The sequence below is a fragment of the Paraburkholderia sp. NMBU_R16 genome, from assembly GCF_013282575.1.
GTDB lineage: Bacteria > Pseudomonadota > Gammaproteobacteria > Burkholderiales > Burkholderiaceae > Trinickia.
Map to the genome: position 1 here is coordinate 24,237 of NZ_JAAAYE010000018.1, position 22,436 is coordinate 46,672.

Below are 22,436 nucleotides of genomic sequence, written 5' to 3' on the forward strand. Positions count from 1 at the left end.
GCCCGCGCTTGCCGCGCTTGCCGCGCTCAATGCGGCAAGCGCACGTCGAGTTTGAATGTCACGAGCCGCGCGATGAGGATGAAAGCGGTTGCGGCCAGCACGCTGTAGACGGGGTCGACATCGGCTTTCGCGAGCAGCAGGTAGAGGCCGCAGCCCGCCAGTGCGCACGTGGCGTAGGGCCGCGAGTCCCTGAGAATCAGCGGCACGTCGTTGCAGAGCACATCGCGAAGAATCCCGCCGAACACACCCGTCACCACGCCCATCATCGCCGAGATGAACCAGGGCATGCCCGACTCGAGGGCAATCGACGTTCCCGATACGCTGAAAAGCCCGAGACCGACCGCGTCGGCGATCAGCAGGGCACGCTCGGACAGTACGCGCGACGCCATGCGCAGCATGACCGGCGCGAAGAACGACAAAGCGAAAATGACGATGACGTACGTCTGGTGCTCGACCCAATAGAACGGCCGCCGGCCCAGCAGGACGTCCCGGACCGTGCCGCCGCCGAATGCTGTGACGGTGGCGACGAGAAACGTGCCCACCGCATCGAGCCGCCGCTTGCGCGCCTCGATGAACCCCGAGACCGCAAACGCGAAAATGGCGAGCCCCTCGATGATCGACAGGGCGAGGGTGAGCCTCGGATGCATGCGTGCGTTCGTGAAAACTCAGGCTGGACGAATGGGCGCCTTCGGCGCGCTGGGGGGCTGCAAGAGTACGAGTACCGCGCCGGCGCCTCCATCGCGCTCGCGTGCCTGACAAAATGCAATGACTTCCGCTTTCTGCACGAGCCAGGCGCGGACCTTCCCCTTGAGCACGGGCTCCTTGCCGACCGAGCCGAGTCCCTTGCCGTGAACCACGCGTACGCAGCGCAAGCCGCGCTTGACCGTTTCGCGAATGAATTCCGCCAATGCTTCGCGCGCTTCGTCGCGCCGCATGCCGTGCAAGTCGAGCTGGGCCTGCACGACCCAGTGACCGCGCCTGAGCTTGCGCACGACTTCGTGGCCGATGCCGGGCCGGCAGTAAAAGAGCGACTCGTCGGTATCGAGCAGTACTTCGGGATCGAATTCGTCGGAGATCGCCTCCGCCAGCACGGCACGCTCGTCGCGCCGCGTCTGGACCGCGACGGCCGGCGGCGCCGCCCGCTCGTGCACGGCACGCGCCGAAGCCTTCAGCGGCGATACATTGCCGACTTCGCGCCGGAAAAGCTCCGCGTCGGCCGAGGCCTCCCGGGCGGCTTTCGCCGCGGCGGCGCGCTCGCGTTCGCGCTGCGCCGCGCTGCGTTCGAGCGCGTCGCGCAGCGCGCCGAGATCGGCCAAGCCGCCAGCCCGCACGGGGCCTTCGCCCGGTTTGACGCTACCGGGAGGCGTTCGATGTCTGCTCATGACACAACCGAACTGCTTTTCGCCGTTAGCGGTCCGATTCGTGGCTCATGACGTGATCCTGGTGCACTTCATGGATGCTTTCCAGGTAGCGCTGCGCATCGAGCGCCGCCATACAACCGGTGCCGGCGCTCGTGATCGCTTGCCGATAGACGTGATCCTGCACGTCGCCCGCAGCAAATACGCCCGGTACGCTCGTCGCCGTCGCGTTGCCGCTGAACCCGCCGTTCGTGACGATATAGCCGTTTTTCATCTCGAGCTGGCCGGCGAAGATATCGGTGTTGGGCTTGTGGCCGATCGCGATGAATACGCCCTGCAACGCGATATCGGACGTTTCGCCCGTCTTCGTGTGCTTGATGCGTAGGCCGGTGACACCCGAATCGTCGCCCTTGACCTCGTCGAGCACATGGTTCCACTTGATCTCGACGACGCCTTCTTTTTCCTTCTCGAGCAGCCGGTCGATCAAAATCGGCTCGGCGCGGAACTTGTCGCGTCGATGGATGACGGTCACTTTGCTGGCGATACCCGCCAGATAGAGCGCTTCCTCGACGGCCGTGTTGCCGCCGCCCACGACGGCCACGTGCTGCTGCTTGTAGAAAAATCCGTCGCACGTCGCGCAGGCCGACACACCGCGTCCCATGAACGCTTCTTCCGAAGGCAACCCCAAATATTGCGCCGACGCACCCGTCGCGATGACGAGCGAATCGCAGGTGTACTCGCCGGCATCGCCGATCAGACGGATGGGCTTTTCGTTGAGCTTCGCGGTGTGGATGTGGTCGAACACGATTTCGGTGTTGAACCGCTCGGCATGGTCGAGAAAGCGCTGCATCAGCTCGGGACCCTGAACGCCGTTGGCGTCGGCGGGCCAGTTCTCGACATCGGTCGTCGTCATCAGTTGGCCGCCTTGCGCGAGGCCCGTGACGAGCACCGGCGACAGATTGGCGCGCGCCGCGTAGACGGCGGCCGTATAGCCGGCGGGGCCGGAACCGAGGATGAGGACTTTGGCGTGTTTGCGCGTGGACATGGAGATCGAATCCGTAATGATTACCGCGAAATGAACTGACGGGGCGGCGGCACAGCCGATGCTGGCGATTGGCAGCGCGCGCCCGTTGCGCGTCTAGGCCTAAATGGGGCACACCCGCGCATTATAAAGGGCAGGGGCTTGGCTTGCCGCGCAGGGAATTTCAATCGTGGCGATAGCCAGCGCCCGCCGTACCGGCGGAGCGGCTCCAGCGTCCGGCGCGCGTACGAAAGCCCCAGCTGTTGCGCCGTTACCGTCATTTACAGCCCGTCGTGCGACGCAGCGTTTACAATAGCCCGCATCGAACGACCGGCGTGCCGGCGCCTACCGGCCTGCACGCCAAGCCTTTACGGATTCATGGCCAAAGCTCCCTATTCGGCGCACGCGCAAGCCTTACCGCATCGTATGTCGCGCCTTTTCACCGAAATCCGCTGGATATTGCAGGTCGCGCTCTGCGTGTTCCTCGCGATGGCGCTCGTCAGCTACAGCCGCCACGATCCGAGCTGGACGCACGCCGAGCAGGTCGAGCGCATCGCGAACTGGGCCGGCCGGGTGGGTGCCTGGACATCCGACATCCTGCTGTTGCTGTTCGGCGTGTCCGCCTATTGGTGGGTCGCACTGCTCGCGCGGCGCATCGCCGCGAACTACCGCCGGCTCACGCATCAGGTGGAAGCCGAAGAGGACAAACCGCGCGAATCGTGGTTTGCCGATGCGTTCGCGTTCGCGCTCGTGTTGCTCGCATGCGACGGAATCGAAGCCTTGCGGATGTGGTCGCTGCCGCTGCCGTTGCCGCGTGCGCCGGGCGGCATCGTCGGCGATGCCGTGGCGCGCGGCGTCTCGCATGCGTTCGGGTTCACGGGCGGCACGTTGGCGCTTCTGATCGCGCTCGCCATCGGCTTGTCGCTCTATTTCCGGTTTTCCTGGCTCTCCGTTGCCGAGCGGGTGGGCGACGCCATCATTTCGGCGGTGACGTTCGCGAAGCTGCGCCGCGAAGCAGGCCGCGATCGAAAGCTCGGCGAAGCAGCCGCGGTCAAGCGTGAAGGAAAGGTCGAGCAAAGCCGCGTGCGCCTCGAAGATCACGAACCCGTCACGATCGTGCCGCCCATCGTGACGCCGGCCAAGTCCGAGCGCGTCGAGAAAGAAAAGCAGGTTCCGCTGTTCAAGGACCTGCCGGGCGACACCACGCTGCCGCCGATCGCACTGCTCGATGCGGCGCCGGCCGTGCAGGAGTCGGTGTCGGCCGATACGCTCGAGTTCACCTCGCGTCTGATCGAAAAGAAGCTCAAGGATTTCGGCGTCGACGTGAGCGTGGTGGCCGCCTACCCGGGCCCGGTGGTCACGCGCTACGAGATCGAGCCGGCCACGGGCGTGAAGGGCAGCCAGATCGTCAACCTTGCGAAGGATCTCGCGCGCTCGCTGTCGCTCGTTTCGATCCGCGTCGTCGAGACGATTCCGGGCAAGAACTTCATGGCGCTCGAATTGCCGAACCAGCGCCGCCAGACCGTGCGTCTTTCGGAGATTCTCGGCTCGGAGGTCTATGCCGACGCGGCATCGAAGCTCACGATCGGTCTGGGCAAGGACATCGGCGGCAAGCCGGTGTGCGCGGACCTCGCCAAGATGCCTCACCTGCTCGTGGCCGGCACGACGGGCTCCGGCAAATCGGTCGGTATCAACGCGATGATCCTCTCGCTCGTGTACAAGGCGAGCGCTGACGAAGTGCGGATGATCCTGATCGATCCGAAGATGCTCGAAATGAGCGTCTACGAGGGCATTCCGCATTTGCTGTGCCCCGTCGTCACGGATATGCGGCAGGCCGGCCACGCGCTGAACTGGACCGTGGCCGAGATGGAGCGCCGCTACAAGCTCATGAGCAAGCTCGGCGTGCGCAATCTTGCCGGCTACAACCACAAGATCGACGAAGCGGCCAAGCGCGACGAAAAGCTGCCGAACCCGTTCAGCCTGACGCCCGACGAACCGGAGCCGCTGACGCGCCTGCCGAACATCGTCGTCGTCATCGACGAGCTGGCGGACCTCATGATGGTGGTCGGCAAGAAGGTCGAGGAACTGATCGCGCGCATCGCGCAAAAGGCGCGCGCGGCCGGCATCCACTTGATTCTCGCCACGCAGCGCCCGTCGGTCGACGTCATCACCGGTCTCATCAAGGCCAACGTGCCGACGCGGGTCGCGTTCCAGGTTTCGTCAAAGATCGATTCACGCACGATCCTCGATCAGCAGGGTGCCGAATCGCTGCTGGGCATGGGCGACATGCTCTACATGCCGCCCGGCACAGGTCTGCCGGTCCGTGTGCACGGTGCGTTCGTCTCGGATGAGGAAGTGCATCGCGTGGTCGAGAAGCTCAAGGAGCAGGGCGAGCCGAATTACATCGAAGGGATCCTCGAGGGCGGCGTGGCGGGCGAGGGCGACGAGGGCTCGGCTGCGCTCGGCGGCGCGGCTGGCGGGGCGGAGGAGTCGGATCCGCTTTACGATCAGGCCGTCGAGATCGTCGTCAAGCACCGCCGCGCCTCGATCTCGCTCGTGCAGCGCCATCTGCGCATCGGCTACAACCGCGCGGCGCGGCTGCTCGAACAGATGGAGCAGTCGGGGCTCGTCTCGGCGATGTCCACGAACGGCAATCGCGAAATCCTCGTGCCCGCGCGCGACGGCGACTAGGCATCGTCGAGCATCGTTGCCGCTCAGCCCATCCGCCGCGCGGCGCAGTTCATCACGGAGAATCACCCTCATGCAGCATCGTTTCCGGCATTTTGCGTGGCGCGCGCTTGCGTCGTTCTCATGGGCCTCGTCGCGCCCGTCGCGGCTGGTGGCCTCGCGCCCGATGGGCCGCGGTCTTGCGGCGGCGCTCCTCGGTGCCGTGCTTGCGGCGGTTGCGCCCGCGGCATGGGCCAGCGGTACCGAGCAATTGAAGGCGTTCGTCTCGCAGGTGCACTCGGCGCGCGGCGAATTCGTGCAAAAGGAAGTGAAGGCTCCGTCGAAAGCGCAAGGCGGCAAGCCCGCGATGGGGGGAACATCCAGCGGCACGTTCGTGTTTTCGCGCCCTGGCAAGTTCATCTGGACGTATGAGAAACCGTACGAGCAGGTCTTGCAGGCTGACGGCGAGAATCTCTACGTGTACGACAAGGACTTGAACCAGGTCACGATCCGCAAGTTGGGCGGCGCGCTCGGTGCAAGCCCGGCTGCGATTCTGTTCGGCAGCAACGATATCGAACAGAACTTCACGCTGCGCGACGCGGGCGTGAAGGGGGGGATCGACTGGCTCGAGCTGCGGCCGAAGTCGCGCGACACCCAGTTCGAGCGGGTCGGGATCGGCTTCAAGGACGGCAATCTCGAGGCGATGGAGCTGCACGATGTATTCGGCAACGTGACGCTGCTCACCTTTACGAACATCCAGAAGAACCCGCCGCTGAAGGGCGATTCGTTCAAGTTCACGGTGCCGAAGGGCGCCGACGTCATCAACGGTTGAGCCTTGCCACCGGGATTCGCGCCATGTTCGAAGACACTCGCGGCGGTGCCGATGCGCCGCTTGCCGAAAGGCTGCGGCCGCGCACGATCGATGAGGTGATCGGCCAAAAGCACCTGCTTGGGCCGATGAAGCCGCTGCGCGTTGCGTTCGAATCGGGCGAACCGCATTCGATGATTCTCTGGGGGCCGCCCGGTGTCGGGAAGACGACGCTCGCGCGGCTCATGGCGAATGCGTTCGATGCCGAGTTCATCGCGCTTTCGGCGGTGCTTTCGGGGGTGAAGGACATTCGCGAAGCCGTGGAAGTTGCCCAGACACATCGCGCGCATGGCCGCCGCACGCTGGTGTTCGTCGACGAAGTGCATCGCTTCAACAAGAGTCAGCAGGATGCGTTTTTGCCGCATGTCGAGTCGGGCCTTTTCGTGTTCGTCGGCGCGACGACGGAAAATCCTTCGTTCGAGGTGAACGGCGCATTGCTTTCCCGGGCTGCGGTCTATGTGTTGAAAAGCCTCGACGATGACGAACTGCTCGCATTGCTAGAACGTGCGCTTGCGACGCTCGGCGGCCTGCAGGTGACCGACGAGGCGCGCGACGCGCTGATCGGCTCGGCGGACGGCGACGGCCGCAAGCTGCTCAACAATGTCGAGATCGTCGCGCGTGCGGCGGCTGCGCAAAAGGCTTCGCAGATCGACGGCGCGTTGATCGCGAGCGCGCTGACCGAGAATCTGCGCCGCTTCGACAAAGGCGGCGACGCGTTTTATGACCAAATCAGTGCGCTGCATAAATCGGTGCGCGGCAGCAATCCCGATGGCGCGTTGTACTGGTTTTGCCGGATGCTCGATGGGGGCGCCGATCCGCGCTACCTTGCTCGCCGCATCGTGCGTATGGCCTGGGAAGACATCGGTCTTGCCGATCCACGCGCGCCGCGCATCGCGCTCGACGCGGCCGAGACCTACGAGCGCCTCGGTACCCCGGAAGGAGAACTCGCACTCGCGCAAGCGCTGATCTACCTTGCGGTCGCGCCGAAATCGAATGCTGGCTACGTCGCCTATAACGAAGCGCGGCGTTTCGTCGGCAAGGACCGTTCGCGCGGCGTCCCCGTGCATTTGCGCAACGCGCCGACGAAGTTGATGGAATCGCTCGGCTACGGGCGCGAGTACCGTTACGCGCACGACGAGCCCGATGCCTATGCGGCCGGCGAAACGTATCTGCCCGACGGCATGCGCGAGCCGCACTGGTACCGGCCGACGCCGCGCGGGCTCGAGGGCAAGATCGGCGAAAAGCTCGCGCGCCTCGGCGAGCTCGATCGAGCCTGGCGCAAGGAACACAAGACGCAGGACAGTTGAGCGCCGGCATTCTCGCGGCCCATGGCCGGGCGTCGATGCGGGTGCGTTAAAATCGCCGTTTCCTCTTCACGACAATCGACTTTCCCCATGCTCGACATCCAGTTGCTGCGCAAAGATATCGAAGGCGTCGCCAAGCGCCTTGCCGCACGCGGCTACACGCTCGACGTCGCGGCGTTTTCGGCGCTCGAAGCCGAACGTCGCGCCATTCAGACCCGCACCGAAGAGCTGCAATCGCGGCGCAATGCATTGTCGAAGCAGATCGGCGCGATGAAGGGGCGCGGCGAAGATACTTCGGCGGTCATGGCGGAAGTCGGCACGCTCGGCGACGAAATGAAGGCATCGGCCGCGGCGCTCGACGGCGTTCAGGCGCGCTTGCAAAAGCTGCAGCTCGAAATGCCGAACCTGCCGCACGAAAGTGTGCCGGTCGGCCGCGACGAGACGGATAACGTGGAGGTCCGCCGCTGGGGCACGCCGCGCCAGTTCGATTTCGAGGTCAAGGATCACGTCGATCTCGGCACGCCGCTCGGGCTCGATTTCGAAACGGGTGCGAAGCTGTCCGGCGCGCGCTTTACGTTGCTGCGCGGGCAGGTGGCGCGTTTGCACCGTGCGCTTGCGCAGTTCATGCTCGATACGCATACGGAGCAGCACGGTTACACGGAAACGTACACGCCTTACATCGTCAATCCCGAGGTGCTGGAAGGCACGGGGCAGTTGCCGAAGTTTGCGGACGACATGTTCCGCGTCGAGAAGGGCGGTGCCGACAATGTCGTCACGCAGTATTTGATCTCGACGTCCGAAATACCGCTGACGAACACGGTGCGCGATAGCATTCTCGATGCGGGTGCGTTGCCGGTGAAGCTGACTGCCCATTCGCCGTGCTTCCGTTCGGAGGCTGGGTCCTACGGTCGCGATACGCGCGGCATGATTCGTCAGCACCAGTTCGACAAGGTCGAGATGGTGCAGATCGTCGCGCCTGAGACCTCGTACGATGCGCTCGAGCAGATGGTCACGCATGCCGAGGCGATTTTGCAAAAGCTCGAGCTGCCGTATCGGGTCATCACGCTGTGCACGGGCGACATGGGTTTTTCGGCGGCGAAGACGTACGACCTCGAGGTGTGGCTGCCGGCGCAGAACACCTATCGCGAGATTTCGAGCTGTTCGAATACGGAAGCGTTCCAGGCGAGGCGAATGCAGGCGCGCTATCGCAACGCTCAAGGCAAACCGGAGCTCGTGCATACGCTCAACGGTTCGGGCCTGGCCGTGGGACGCACGCTCGTGGCGGTGCTCGAAAACTTCCAGAATGCCGATGGGTCGGTGACGGTGCCCGCGGCGCTGCGCCCGTATCTGGGTGGTGTGGAGCGGCTGGAGCCGGCGCGGGCGTGATCGGGTGCGGCGCTCGGCTTTTTGCGCTTCTTTCGTAAAAAAGCTTGGAATGCCGATTTCGATGTTCTATAATCTTCGCTTCGCCAAACAGCGACCAGCTTGGCGAAGCGAGTAAGTGACGGTGCGGCAGTCCAGCTGCACGCTGTCGATCAAGACGGAAAGGTGGCAGAGTGGTCGAATGCGCCGGACTCGAAATCCGGTGTACGGTTATACCGTACCGTGGGTTCGAATCCCACCCTTTCCGCCAGGACATCAGCAAAACGGGCCTTTCGGCCCGTTTTGCGTTTCTGTGCCAGAAAAAATCCTGGCCCCTACGCCTTTGTGGCTCCCATCGCCGCGCGGTGGGGAAGCGGGGATGAGTTCGAGCATATCCGTTGTCCACGGAAATCGATTATCAACGCCACCCTTCTTGAAGCGGCCAATTTGGAAATCCGCGATCGTCTCGTCAAAATCGAGACGAGGTTGAATGCGCTCGCCTCGAAAGAAGATTTAGCGCATCTCAGGGCCGAACTTCATGCCTCGCTGAACGTGCAGACGTGGCGAATTATCGGCGCCGTGACGTCGCTGACCGGCGCCGTTTATTATTTGGCGAAATTCGTCCACTGACACGGTTCGGTCCACATCGCGCGGGCTGTCGTCGATATCACTTGAAACGGCTTTACCGACCCTCACGCGGTCTCGCAACGGGGCACTCCTCGTTTCGATCGCCGAACAGCTGTCGCAATGACAGCACATGCAGCAAGACCGAGCCTTGTACCACGACCGCTGGTGTTAGCACATCTGGCATACCGCTTCAGGCGGTAAAAATGTCGATGCGGGTATTCCCGGTGCGCTCGGTCCGAGTAGCGGATTGCGAGCCGACTTTCCCTAGACTAATATCCCTCTCGCCTGCACTTATTTTCTCGGTCGATTGAAGTCGCATACATCGATTGACCGTTTATCGCGTGCACAAGGAAGTGATGCGAGAAATGGCCAACACTGGTGGTGGACATCTGAGCCTGCGGTCTGCGTCTGAAATCGATATTGAATTTTTACGTACGGTTTTTGAAAGCACGCGCGCGCAAGAATTCGCGCAGGCGGGATGGAGCGTCGAGCGCGTTAAGGCATTACTGGCCGATCAATTTTCGATGCAGCATGAGTATTACCGTCGGCATTACCCCCATGGCCGCTTCGATGTAGTCATGCTGGGCAAGACCGCGATCGGACGCCTTTATCACGATTGGCAGGGGGCCGAGGCGCGGTTGATCGATATCGCACTCTTGCCCGCTTATCGACGCGGGGGTATCGGCGGGCGGCTCGTCCGTGCATTCGTCGCGCAGGCGGCCGCACGGGCGATGGCGGCGGTGTTGTACGTCGAAATCGACAACCCGGTGCAAGAGCTGTATCGGCGGCTCGGGTTCGAAGCGGTCGGCGAGAACGGTGTGTATCTGCAGATGCGCCGTGCGGCTGCACCGTTCATCGATGAACGCGCCGTGCCTGTGCCAGGGCTGACGGCGGAGGGCGCGATGTAGCGCAAGGCGCGGCGACGCGCGAACATCCGCGGCTCGCGTTGTGGTGAGCCAGGCGAATCACGTATCAAAACGATAGGCCATGGCCGGCAACGCCGACCAAGACAGATAACGCATCACACAATGAATAAGAACCGGGGGCTTGCTTGCGGACTATCCCTACCCATGACGAGTTGCTCGAAGCGATCGGGCAACGCTTCACTTTCGCTTCCGTCGACGGGCATACCGTCGAGGCGGTGCTCGCGCACGCGCCTGCCGGCATTGCCATGGATGACAGCTTCATCTGCTACTCGGCTACGTTCGAGTTGCCCGCGGGCGTTTTCCTTCCCCAGGACGTTTATCGCATAGGCTCGCCGGGCGGCCGAGCGTGGGACCTGCTCGCCACGCCGACGCGGCCCACCGGGGACGGGCGATCGACGCTTACCGTCGTTGTGCACTGCCGCGCCGATGCACTGGCTATGGACGCCGGTTCGCGGGGCGTTAGCTAGGCATCTTTTCCCACTCTTGACTCGACTGGAGGTGTTGGATGAGCGATCCGTACCTGGGTGAAATTCGCATGGTGGGCTTTGACTACGCCCCCAGTGGCTGGGCGTTGTGCAGCGGGCAAACGATGGCTATTTCGCAAAACCAGGCGCTGTTTGCGCTGCTCGGCACGTTTTACGGCGGCAACGGCACGACGACCTTTCAATTGCCGAACTTGCAGGGCCGTAGCCCCGTTGGCGTGGGGCAGGGCGTGGGGTTGTCGAGCATTGTCATCGGCGAGCAAGCCGGTACCGAGAATGCGATGCTGACGACGCAGAATATGCCCATGCATACGCACACGGCGACCGTGTCGAGCGGCGGTTCGGCCACGGGCTCCGTCGCCATTCCGGCCACCACATCGACGGCGTCGCAAAGCGCGGTTCCCGGTACAACTTCGGTGCTCGGGCCGGTTAGCGTCAGTAATCACCAGGGTTCGCTCTACAGTACCTCGGCGCCCAATACGACACTCCAGCCGTTCAATGTCACGGTGGAAGGTTCTGCGCCGTCGGTGCAGAACAGCATGGCCGGGGGCAGCACGCCGTTTTCGGTGCGCAATCCGTACTTGGGCATTACCTTCATCATCGCCTTGCAAGGGATTTTTCCCTCGCGCGGATAAATTGAGGCGTGCCGCGAGCGGCACGCCGTCGGGGATATAACGCGATGAGATTTGCCGCCAGCCTCTCGAAGCTTCTCTCTGCGGTGCGCGGGTCCGCCACGACCGCGCGCCGCGAATGTACCGCCCTGCCGGCGCCGCTCATCGTCGCGCTCGAGCCGCGCATCGTCTACGACGCATCGGCCGCAGCCATCGGAGTAGCAGCCGCTGCCGCCCCGCATCCGACGAACGTCGATGGACATGCCGCGAGTACCGCGCACGAAGGCCCGTCGGCTTCAACGTCGACGCGTGCGGTGCATGGCTTCACACCCGCGGCAGTGGCCGCCGGTCAGGGCGAAGCGGGCGCGCAAAACGCGGCTGCCACAGCGCGGCATGGCTACATGAGCACGCCGTTTTCGGGCGTTACGGGCGATGCTGCCGCGACGCGCGCGGTGCACGGCTTCACGGATTCGGCTGCGCAGTCGCTCGATCGCCAAGTCGTCTTCATCAATTCGAACGTCGCCGATCTTCAAACGCTCGTCGCTGGCTTGCCGGCGGGCACGCAGTATGTCGTGCTCGATTCGACGAAGGACGGGCTTGTCCAAATCGAGCAGTATCTGCAGGCACACCCCGGCGTCAGCGCGATCCATCTCGTGTCGCACGGCGCCACGGGCGAGTTTCAGGTGGGTAGCACGTGGATCAACGAAGCCGATATGTCGACGTACAGCGCGGAGTTCGCTCAGATCGGCGCGTCGATGAAGGCGGGTGGCGACTTTTTGATTTACGGCTGCGACGTCGCCGGCAATGCGGACGGCAAGGCGCTCGTTCAGCAGATCTCGTCGATATCGGGATTGAACGTGGCGGCGTCGACCGACGCAACCGGCGCGGCGTCGCTGGGCGGTGACTGGTCGCTCGAATACGACGCGGGTACCGTGCATGCGGGCGTTATTTTTTCGACTGCTTCGGAGCAAAACTACGGTCACGTGCTGTCCGCGTTCGACGAGACCTATGACGGGTGGGTCGGCTTCGATACGGGCGCGACACCCGTCGCTTCGACGACGCTCGACGGCCTGACCTATACAGGCGATCAGGCTGTCGAGTATCAGGTCGTCAGCGGATCGCTTCCGTCGAGCGGGTCGGGCGGCGAGTTCATCGTCAACACGCAGGGCACGCAAATGTCATCGCTGACGATTCAGCGGCAAGATGGCACTTTGATGGCGGTAGAGAGCTTCGATATCGATATATTTGTCAGCAACCAAGTGACGGTCCAGGCCCTCGACGGATCCGGCAACGTCGTTGGGAGCATAGTCCTCGATTTTTCCGCTGGCGCCACTGCGTACACGCCGGGCCACGTGTCGAACAATTCGCTCTTTCACGTCGACCTGTCCAGCAATGCTGCGTTCTCACAGGTCAAGAGCATCAAGCTCATCGAGACTAGCGGCAACGGCACATTTCTCTCGCCCACACTGGATAACTTCACCTATCTCGCGCCCTCGTCCCCGCCGACGCTCACGGCCACCGGCGGCACCACGTCGTTCGTGGCAGGCGACAACACGGCGTCGACGCCGGTCGCCGTCGATTCCGGCATCACCTTGACCGACGGGAATTCGAGCACTGCCGTGAGCGCCACCGTGTCGATTACGGGCAATTTGCACAATTCGGAGGACGTGCTGGCGTTCACGAACACGAGTGCCGCCACGTATGGCAATATTTCGGCGGGATACAACGCGGTCACGGGCGTTCTGACGCTGACGTCCTCGGGTGGCACGGCCACTATCGCGCAATGGCAGGCTGCACTTCGCGCGGTGACCTACACGGATACGGCCGTGACGCCGAATGCCCTCACGCGCACGATCAGCTTCGAGGTCACCAACGACGGCCTCACGTCCGGGAATACCACGACCAAGCAGGTCAGCGTCACCGATACCGATCAAACGCCGATTGTCACGACGTCGAGTAGCGCGCCGAACTACCGCGAGGGTGCGCCCGCGATCACGATCGACAGTGGCGTTTCGGTCAGTGATCGCGACAACACGACGCAATCGTCCGGGACGGTTTCCATTTCGACCGGCTTCCACAGCGGCGATTCGCTTTCGTTCACCAACACGAGTTCGGCGACGTTCGGCAACATCGCGGCTTCGTATAACGCCGCGACGGGCGTGTTGACGCTGACGTCGTCGGGCGCTACCGCGACCGACGTGCAGTGGGGACATGCGCTGTCCGCAGTGACGTTTTCGAGTACGAGCACGACGCTCGGCAGCCGCACGATTTCATTCGCGACGAGCGACGGTGCGAAAACGAGCACCGCGGCGACCGACACCGTGGATGTATTGACCCCGATCCAAGTCACTACGGATTCGGGCTCGGCTGCGTTCGTGGCGGGCGACAACACGGCGTCGACGCCTGTTGCCGTCGATTCGGGGTTGACGGTGAGCGACACGGCCGCGACGACGCTTGCCTCGGCCACCGTCGCGATCACGGGCGGCTTTCAAAGCACCCAGGATGTGCTGGGGTTCACGAACGACGGCTCGACGATGGGCAACATCACGAGTTCGTACAACGCTGCGACCGGGGTCCTGACGCTGACTTCGGCAGGTGCGTCGGCAACGCTCGCGCAATGGCAAAGTGCGCTCCGGTCTGTGACGTACACCGACACGGCGGTGACGCCGAACAACACGACCCGTACGCTGAGCTTCACGGCGGTCGACGGCGTGGGCAACACAAGTGCGGCGGCCACCCGCACGGTAACGGTTACCGACACGGATCAAACGCCGATCGTAGTGACGACGGGCGGCACGACGAGCTACGTGGGCGCATCGTCGGCGGTGACGATCGACGGTGGCGTCTCGGTCGCCGATCTCGACAATACGACGCAATCATCGGGGACGGTTTCCGTTTCCAGTGGCTTCCATAGCGGCGATACGCTTGCATTCACCAATACGAGTTCGGCCGCGTTCGGCAATATCGTAGGTTCGTACAACGCGGCGACGGGCGTGCTGACGCTGACGTCGTCGGGCGCGACAGCCACCGACGCACAGTGGGCGAGCGCGTTGTCGTCGGTGACGTTCTCGAGCACGAGTACCACGTACGGGAATCGTACGATTTCGTTCGCGACGAGCGACGGCACGAAAACCAGCGCGGCGGCGACCGACACGGTCGGCATGATTGCGCCACCGCAGATCACGACCGATTCGGGTTCGGCTTCGTTCGTGGCGGCTGACAACGCCGCGTCGACACCGGTGGCGATTGATGCCGGCTTGACGGTGACTGACGGTAGCGCGACGACGCTGAACTCTGCGACAGTCGCAATCACGGGCGGCTTCCATAGTGGGGAAGACGTCCTCGCGTTCACGAACGACAGCGCGACGATGGGCAACATCACGGCTTCGTATAACGCGACGACGGGCGTCATGACGCTCACCTCGGCCGGTGCGACGGCAACGCTGGCGCAATGGCAGAGCGCACTCGAGTCGGTGACTTATACCGACACGGCCGTTACTCCGAATACGGCGACCCGCACGATCAGCTTCGCGGCGATCGACGGCGCAGGCAATTCAAGCGCTACCGCCACGCGCACGGTGACGATCACGGACACCGACCAAACGCCGATCGTGACGACGACGGGCGGCACGACGAACTACGTGGGCGGCACGTCGGCCGTGACGATCGACGGCGGCATCGCGGTGAGCGATCTCGACAATACGACGCAATCGACAGGAACGATATCGGTCACGAGCGGCTTCCACAGCGGCGACACGCTGACGTTCGTCAACACCAGTTCGGCGACGTTCGGCAATATCGCCGGGTCGTACAACGCGGCGACAGGTGTATTGACGTTGACCTCCTCAGGCTCGACGGCGACCAACGCTCAATGGGCCAGCGTATTGAGTGCCGTGACGTTTTCCGCCGGCTCGAGCGCAACGCCGGGCAACCGCACCATTTCGTTCGCGGTGAGCGACGGCATAAAAAGCAGCGCGGTGCAGATCGACACCGTGGATGTATTGGGGCCACCGACGATTACGACCGATTCCGGATCAGCCTCCTTTGTGGCGGGCGACAACGCAACTTCAACGCCAGTGGCAATCGATGCCGGGCTGACCCTGACCGATGGCGTGTCATCAACGCTGGCGTCGACGACCGTCACCATTACCGGGGGATTTCATAGCGGCGAAGACGTGCTCGGATTCACAAACACGAGCGCGACGACGTACGGCAACATCGCCGGATCGTACAACGCGGCAACGGGTGTGCTGACGCTCACATCCTCAGGCGCATCGGCGACGCTCGCGCAGTGGCAGGCTGCGCTCCAAGCCGTGACGTACACCGATACGGCCATCACACCGAACAACACGACGCGCACGATCAGCTTCACGGCCGTCGACACCGGCGCCTTCACGAGCAATACGGCAACGCGCACGGTGACGGTGACCGACACCGATCAAACGCCGATCGTTTCGGTGGCCGGCGGCACGACCAACTACGTCGCCGGTGCGTCGGCCGTGACGATCGACGGGGCCATCACGGTCAGCGATAACGACAACACGACGCAATCGGTCGGCACCGTATCGATCACGACGGGCTTGCAGTCCGGCGATACGCTGACGTTCATCAACACGAGTTCGGCGACGTTCGGCAATATCGTCGGGTCCTACAATGCCGCGACGGGCGTGCTGACGCTGACATCGTCGGGTGCGACGGCGAGCGATGCACAGTGGTCCAGCGCACTGAGCGCCGTGACGTTCTCCGCCGGATCGAGTGCCACGCCTGGCAATCGCACGATTGGATTCGCGGTGAGCGACGGTACGAAGACGAGCCCTGTGGCAAACGATACGGTCGCCGTACTCGGGCCGCCGACGATCACGACCGATTCGGGTTCAGCCTCGTTCGTGGCGGGCGACAACGCGACATCGACGCCCGTGGCTATCGATTCGGGACTGAGCGTGACCGACGGTGGTGCATCGACGCTGGCCTCGGCCACCGTTTCAATCACGGGCAACTTCCATAGCGGCGAGGACGTGCTCGCCTTCGTCAACACGAGTTTGACGACGTACGGCAACATCGCCGCCTCCTACAACGCGGCGACGGGCGTTTTGACGCTGAACTCGGCCGGTGCGACGGCTACGCTCGCGCAATGGCAGGCGGCCCTCGATTCGGTGACCTATACGGACACCGCGATCACGCCGAACACCGCCACGCGCACGATCAGCTTTACCGCGGTGGATACCGGCGCCGTGACGAGCAACACCGCGACGCGCACGGTGACCGTGGCCGACACGGATCAAACGCCAGTTGTCGCGGCAGCGGGTGGCACGACGAGCTACGTGGCGGGCGCATCCGCCACCATCGTCAACCCGGGCGTGAGCGTGACCGATCTCGACAACCCGACGCAAGCGTCGGCAACGGTGGCGGTCACCGGCAACTTTCACGGCGGGGAGGACATCCTCACCTTTACGAACAGCAACGCCACGACGTTCGGCAACATTGCGGCCACCTACGATTCTGCGACAGGCGTGCTCACGCTGAACTCGGCCGGCGCCACGGCGACCGACGCGCAATGGGCGAATGCACTGAGTGCCGTAACGTTCTCGACGAGCGGGACGCACTTCGGCAATCGCACCATTTCGTTCGCCACGAGCGACGGCTCGAAGACGAGCGCGGCGGCAAACACAACGCTCGTCGTGCTCGATCAGCCGCACATCACGCCCGATGCGGGGTCTGGCTCATTCGTGGCAGCTGACAATGCCACGTCGACGCCAATCGCGGTTTCGCCGGGCCTGACGTTGACCGATGCGAGTAGCGCGACAGCCTCCTCGGCGAGCGTTGCGATCACGGGCGGGTTCCACTCCGGCGAGGACGTCCTTGCGTTCACCAATGACAATGCGACGATGGGCAACATCGCGGCCAGCTATAACGCAAGTACTGGCGTGCTGACGCTGACGTCGGCGGGCGCCACGGCCTCGCTGACGCAATGGCGAGCAGCGCTTGCATCGGTCACTTATACGGATACGGCTGTCGTGCCCGACACCACGACACGCGTCATCAGTTTCAAGGTGACCGATGGAAACGGCGCCGTGAGCACGGCGCAAACACGTAGCGTCACGGTGACCGCTACGGATCAGACGCCGCTCGTGTCCGTCGGCGGCAGCGTGACGTTCACATCGCTAGGGGCGCGTTCGACGCCGGTAGCGATCGCGCCGCAAGTGACCGTCAGCGACCGGGATCCGAACGCTACATTGAGCTCTGCGCAAGTGACGATCAGTGGGGGTTTCGATGCGTCGAACGATATGCTTGCGTTCACCGGCAGCGCAGCAACGGGCAACATCGCCGCAACCTACAACGCCGCTACGGGTGTGCTGACGTTGACCTCGGCCGGCGGCACTGCATCGCTCGCGCAATGGCAGGCCGCACTGCAATCGGTCACATACTCGGATGCGAAGTCGGGCGCGAGCGGCAGCCGCACCGTGGCGTTCACTGTCAGCGACGGCGTGAAGACGAGTGCCGTTGCATCGAACACGATCACGATCGTCACGGGACAGACGGGTATCGTACCGGTTTTCCCGACGCCGCCGACAGTCATCGAATCGCCTGCAGCAGCGCAGCCGCCGTTGTTTACGGGCTCCGATCTCAACGGGGCGCCCGACGTGCTCGACGAGTTCGATGAGCCGCTGCCCGTGGGCTCGGTACCGATCGTGCCGACAATGACGTTCTCCGATCCGAGCGCGCCGCGCAACATGCAGCCGCTCGATCGTGCCTCGGTGTCGCGCTTCGACGCGGCGGCGCTCGATGCGGCAATTGCGGTCGGCAACGCCGAGGCGCTCGTGCCGCTTCCCGACGTCTCGTTTGCAATGGGGCCGAACGACCCGTTCTCGATCGAAGTCGCTACGCTGTTGCCGCCTTCCGAGGCGATGCACGGCGGCTCCGACGTCACGGTCCGGCTTGCCAACGGCCGTTCGTTGCCGGGCTGGATCCATTACGACGCGGCAAGCGGCGTATTACGCGGCAGACTCCCTCCCGGTGCGCAAGACGTCCATATCGTCATTCAGGCGCGCGACGCATCGGGTCATGAAACGCGCCGTCAGATCGTGCTTGCACCGCACGACAAGCATGGCAGCTCGCACGATAAGCGTAGTCAGCATGATCAGCAGCACGGGCAGGACAAGCACGGCGTAGTGCATCCGTCGCCGCAAGGGCACACGAGCCGGGCGCCCGCCGAACCCTCGGTCGCGCGCGCGGCGCGACCGGTCGGCAAGCCGTCGCTCGATCAGCAGTTCGCCCAGGCCCGCGCTGCGCTGCATGTTTCGCATCCCGGCGGCGCGACGCGTCGCGTATGAGTTACCGTCATCCTCCAAGACCAATGAGACCTCAATCGACATGTGCCGCAGCCATGCCTTCGTCCACCACTGAGCCGTCCGGTGCGTCGGCAACAGCTTCCAGGGGCATCTTGCGCCCTTCGCTGATCGCTCTTTCGCTGGCCGCGATGTGGCTATCGGGCTGCGCCATCCACCCGACGCCCTTCACGGACGCTGAACGCGCCCAGAGCGCGCGTGCCGATCGCACGGCGATGTTCGCGGAGCAGCCGCCGCTCGCCGGACCTGTTACGCTCGACGAGGCCATGGCGCGTGCGATCCGCTACAACCTCGATCATCGCTTGAAGATGATGGAAGAGGCGCTCGCGCAAAAGCAGCTCGACGTCGCCAGTTTCGACATGCTGCCGCGTTTGACCGCCGCTGCCGGCTACACGACGCGCAATCATCCGCTCGCCTCGAGATCTGTGTCGCTCGCCACGGGCGAACAATCGTTGGAGTCGTCGTACTCGACCGACCGCGACATTCGCACGGCCGATCTCACGTTCTCGTGGAATCTGCTGGACTTTGGGGTGAGCTACTTCGAGGCCAAAGAGCAGGCCGATCGCGTGCTCGTCGTGGAACAGCGCCGGCGCAAGGTCGTGCAACTGATGATGCAGCAGGTGCGCGAGGCCTATTGGGAAGCGACGGGCGCGCAGCGTCTGGAGAGCCGCATTGGCCCGCTACTCGAGCAAGCGAAGCAGGCGCTCGATGAATCGCGGCAATCGCAGAGCGAGGGCTTGCGCTCGCCGCTCGACACGCTCGCTTATCAACATGCGCTGCTCGATATCATGCGCCAGCTCGAAGCCGTGCGCGATCAGCTCGAGGAAGCCAAGCCGCGGCTCGCCTCGCTGATGAACATTGCGCCCGGCACTGATTTCACGCTCGCGCCGCCGGCGGATTTCACGGTGCCTAGCTTCGCGATGCCGATGGACCGCATGGAAGAGACGGCGCTCGAGCGCCGGCCCGAACTCGTCGAAGCCGGCTACAACGAGCGCATCAGCATCAACGAGACGCATAAGGCAATCGCCAAACTGTTGCCCGGCATCGAGGTGCAGTTGGGCGGGCATTACGACAGCAACAGCTTGCTCGCCTATCACGCATGGCGTGCCGCAGGGATCAATGTGAGCTGGAATCTGCTGAACCTGCTCAACGCGAAGAACATCCGCGGCATGGCCCGTGCCCAGCGCGACGTCGCGCATGCGCAGCGACTCGCGCTGTCGATGGCCGTGCTTACGCAAGTTCACGTCGCGAGCGCCGAGCTCGGCGCCAAGCAGCGCCAGTTCGATTTGTACAAGCAGCTCAACGACGTGGATGGTCAAATCCTGCAGCACACGCACAACGCGACGATGGCGAATGCGCAAGGCAAGCTCGAGGAGATCCGCGCGGCCACTTCGGCCATGATCTCGGAGCTGCGGCTCTATCAAAGCTACGGCGAGCTGGAAAGCGCCTATGGCCAACTGCTTGCGACGCTCGGACTCGACCCGGTTCCGGCCGATGCTCGCAATGGCGATCTGAAATCGATCGAGCAATCGCTCGACAAGGAGCAAGCGCGATGGGCCGAGTTTGGCCACGCGAACGGAGTTACAACGCAATGAACCGATGGGGCAGGGCAGGGCTTGGTGGTGCGGTATTGATGATGGCGGTTCAGGGTGGTTGGGCTGCAGGGATGCAAGCGGGGACCCAGGCCCCGGCGGCGTCGGGATCCTCGGGTGTGCCCGTCGCGCATGCCGAGGACGACGGACGCATCCGTATTCAGCTCGTTGCGCGCGACGAGGTCGAAGTGTCGAGCGAAATCAGCGCGAAGATCGCCTCGATGCCGTTTCGCGATGGCGATGCGTTCCGCGCGGGCCAGACGCTCGTGTCGCTCGATTGCTCGCTATACGCGGCTCAGCTGCACAAGGCGCAAGCCGAGTCCGACGCCGCCGTGGAGTTGAAGCGCGTCAACGATCGGCTGTCGCAGCTCCATTCGATCGGCCAGATCGACGTCGAGCAGGCCGCGGCAAAGGCGAAAGCGAGCGCGGCCGAGGTGGCCTACATGCAGGCGACGGTGCGCAAGTGCGCCATAGCGGCGCCGTTCGACGGGCGCGTGGTCAAGCGCAGCGCTTCGGCGCAGCAGTTTGCGCAGCCCGGCAAAGCACTGATGACGATCGTCGACACGAGCCACCTGGAGCTCAAGATGATTGTCCCGTCGAAATGGCTCGCCTGGCTCAAGCCGGGCCATCCGCTGACGGTCAAGGTCGATGAGGTCGGCAAGGTGTATCCGGCCACGGTCGCTCGCATCGGCGCGCGCGTCGATCCCGTCACGCAGACCATCGATGTGACGGCCGCATTGTCCGGGCACGCATCCGAGCTCCTGCCCGGTATGAGCGGGTGGGCGAGCTTCGCCGGCGCGAGCCGCTAGCCGTCATGAACGCCCCCTTGCGGATCCAGGCGGACGCGCTCGCGCTGCTATGGCAGTTGTCAGCACGCGCGCGGCAAGCACCGAGCGAGGAGACGCTCGGCTTCGTTATCGTCAATGAGTCCCTTTCGCTCGTCCCGTATCGTCAAGCGGCGTGGTGGCGCGCGCCGGCGCCGGTTCCGGGCGCGGTCGCCGCGGTCTCGGGGCTGCCGCAGAGCGATCCCGGCGCACCCTATGTGCAATGGCTCGCACAAGTGTGCCGCGAGCTTGAAAAACGTCATTCGACGCAAGCGGACGCGTCATCCACATCGCAGCAGGCGGACGTGCGCGAGGGGGCGGTTGCCGGCGATCACCCGGCCCTCGATTGGCCCTGTGCCTTTGTTGCGGACAGCCTGCCGGAGCCGCTCGCTGCCGAATGGGACGCCTGGTGGCCGGCACATGCTCTATGGGTACCGCTTTTCGATCGCACGGGCCGCTCGCTCGGCGGTGTCCTCTTTGCGCGCGACGAGCCGTGGACGCAGCTCGACGAAGCGCTGCTAGCCGAGCTCGCGCGCGTTTGGTCGCATGCCCTCGCGGCATTTTCGCCACGCGCTTCCTGGCTGCAGCGCACGAAACTCGCCCTGCGCGCGGGCAAACATCGACGCCGGTTGCTTGCAGCCGTCGCCTTTGCGCTTGTCATACCCGTGCCGCTGACGGTGCTCGCGCCGGCCGAAGTCACGCCGAAGGATCCGTTCGTCGTGCGCGCGCCGCTCGACGGCGTCATCGACAAGCTCTTCGCGCAGCCGAATCAGCGCGTCGAGGCGGGCGCGCCGCTCTTCGCACTCGACTCGACGACACTCGCTTCGCGCTATGCGCTTGCAAACAAAAACTACGCCACAGCGCAGGAGGAATACCGGCAGACCGCGCAACTGGCCGTCACCGACGACAAAGACCGGCTCGACATGGCGTTGCGCAAAGGCAAACTCGATCAGAGCGCGGTCGAACTCGACTATACGGCGCGCGAGCTCGCGCGCGTGCGCGTGAATGCGCCACGCGGCGGCGTCGCGGTGTTCTCCGATCCGAACGATTGGAACGGCAAGGCGGTATCGATCGGGGAGAAGGTGATGCTGCTCGCCGATCCGGCCCATGTCGAATTGACTGCCTATGTGCCTGTTGCCGACAACGTCGATGTCGTGCCTGGTGCGACCGTCACGCTCTATCCGAAGAGCTCGCCGCTCGCGTCCTACGATGCCCGAATCGATACGGTGGCGTATCGCGCCGAGCCGACACCCGACGGCGTGGTCGCCTACCGTGTGAAAGCAACCTTCGTCGATACCGCCAAGCCGCCGCTCGGCACGATGGGTACCGCGCGCATTCATGGTCGATGGGTGCCGCTCGCCTACTATCTGCTGCGCCGCCCGCTCGCATCGGCCCGGCAGTGGTTTGGCTGGTAGGTCGGTCCATGACCACGCCTTGTGAAATGACGT

Annotated in this window: 15 protein-coding genes and 1 tRNA gene; 13 read left to right on the forward strand and 3 right to left on the reverse strand. The window is 64.0% G+C overall.

The window, feature by feature from the left end:
- Positions 1-26: 26 nt before the first annotated feature.
- The 3 genes from GWC77_RS11555 to trxB are packed head-to-tail and all read right to left on the reverse strand — an operon-like array spanning position 27 to position 2,409.
- Complete coding sequence (locus GWC77_RS11555) at positions 27-647, reverse strand: trimeric intracellular cation channel family protein (RefSeq protein ID WP_173257046.1); 621 nt, start codon at positions 645-647, stop codon at positions 27-29.
- Between the two features lie 18 nt (positions 648-665).
- A complete protein-coding gene (locus GWC77_RS11560; protein WP_173257047.1) occupies positions 666-1,382 on the reverse strand; it encodes a Smr/MutS family protein in 717 nt (238 codons plus the stop codon).
- A 25-nt stretch (positions 1,383-1,407) separates the two neighbouring features.
- Positions 1,408-2,409, reverse strand: coding sequence for a thioredoxin-disulfide reductase (gene trxB / locus GWC77_RS11565; RefSeq protein ID WP_173257110.1), 1,002 nt, complete (start codon positions 2,407-2,409; stop codon positions 1,408-1,410).
- A gap of 348 nt (positions 2,410-2,757) precedes the next feature.
- Here trxB and GWC77_RS11570 point away from each other — a divergent pair, with 348 nt between their 5' ends.
- The 13 genes from GWC77_RS11570 to GWC77_RS11630 all read left to right on the forward strand — a co-directional run bounded on the left by GWC77_RS11570 (position 2,758) and on the right by GWC77_RS11630 (position 22,403).
- The gene (locus GWC77_RS11570; RefSeq protein ID WP_173257048.1) at positions 2,758-5,070 is read left to right on the forward strand and encodes a DNA translocase FtsK; all 2,313 of its coding nucleotides are present in this window, start codon (positions 2,758-2,760) and stop codon (positions 5,068-5,070) included.
- Between the two features lie 163 nt (positions 5,071-5,233).
- Positions 5,234-5,878: an outer membrane lipoprotein chaperone LolA gene (lolA, locus tag GWC77_RS11575; RefSeq protein WP_173257111.1), complete on the forward strand. Its 645-nt coding sequence runs from the start codon at positions 5,234-5,236 to the stop codon at positions 5,876-5,878.
- 23 nt (positions 5,879-5,901) lie between these two features.
- Positions 5,902-7,221 carry a replication-associated recombination protein A gene (locus GWC77_RS11580; RefSeq protein ID WP_173257049.1) on the forward strand — a complete coding sequence of 440 codons (1,320 nt, stop codon included), beginning with the start codon at positions 5,902-5,904 and terminating at the stop codon, positions 7,219-7,221.
- An 87-nt stretch (positions 7,222-7,308) separates the two neighbouring features.
- Positions 7,309-8,604, forward strand: a complete 1,296-nt coding sequence (gene serS, locus GWC77_RS11585) for a serine--tRNA ligase (protein ID WP_173257050.1) — start codon at positions 7,309-7,311, stop codon at positions 8,602-8,604.
- Between the two features lie 156 nt (positions 8,605-8,760).
- Positions 8,761-8,851 (forward strand) — tRNA-Ser (locus GWC77_RS11590).
- A complete protein-coding gene (locus GWC77_RS11595; protein ID WP_173257051.1) occupies positions 8,824-9,210 on the forward strand; it encodes a hypothetical protein in 387 nt (128 codons plus the stop codon). The genes GWC77_RS11590 and GWC77_RS11595 overlap by 28 nt, the downstream gene beginning before the upstream one ends.
- A gap of 362 nt (positions 9,211-9,572) precedes the next feature.
- A complete protein-coding gene (locus GWC77_RS11600) occupies positions 9,573-10,115 on the forward strand; it encodes an N-acetyltransferase (protein WP_173257052.1) in 543 nt (180 codons plus the stop codon).
- Positions 10,116-10,258: 143 nt separating this feature from the next.
- The gene (locus tag GWC77_RS11605) at positions 10,259-10,600 is read left to right on the forward strand and encodes a hypothetical protein (protein WP_173257053.1); all 342 of its coding nucleotides are present in this window, start codon (positions 10,259-10,261) and stop codon (positions 10,598-10,600) included.
- A 38-nt stretch (positions 10,601-10,638) separates the two neighbouring features.
- Positions 10,639-11,250, forward strand: coding sequence for a phage tail protein (locus GWC77_RS11610; protein WP_173257054.1), 612 nt, complete (start codon positions 10,639-10,641; stop codon positions 11,248-11,250).
- Positions 11,251-11,294: 44 nt separating this feature from the next.
- Complete coding sequence (locus GWC77_RS11615; protein WP_173257055.1) at positions 11,295-18,557, forward strand: DUF4347 domain-containing protein; 7,263 nt, start codon at positions 11,295-11,297, stop codon at positions 18,555-18,557.
- Positions 18,558-18,667: 110 nt separating this feature from the next.
- Positions 18,668-20,167: a TolC family protein gene (locus GWC77_RS11620; RefSeq protein ID WP_254366918.1), complete on the forward strand. Its 1,500-nt coding sequence runs from the start codon at positions 18,668-18,670 to the stop codon at positions 20,165-20,167.
- Positions 20,164-20,973 (forward strand): efflux RND transporter periplasmic adaptor subunit, encoded by an 810-nt coding sequence (locus GWC77_RS11625; protein WP_173257057.1) that lies wholly within the window; start codon positions 20,164-20,166, stop codon positions 20,971-20,973. The genes GWC77_RS11620 and GWC77_RS11625 overlap by 4 nt, the downstream gene beginning before the upstream one ends.
- A 5-nt stretch (positions 20,974-20,978) precedes the next feature.
- A complete protein-coding gene (locus tag GWC77_RS11630) occupies positions 20,979-22,403 on the forward strand; it encodes an efflux RND transporter periplasmic adaptor subunit (RefSeq protein ID WP_173257058.1) in 1,425 nt (474 codons plus the stop codon).
- Positions 22,404-22,436: the final 33 nt, after the last annotated feature.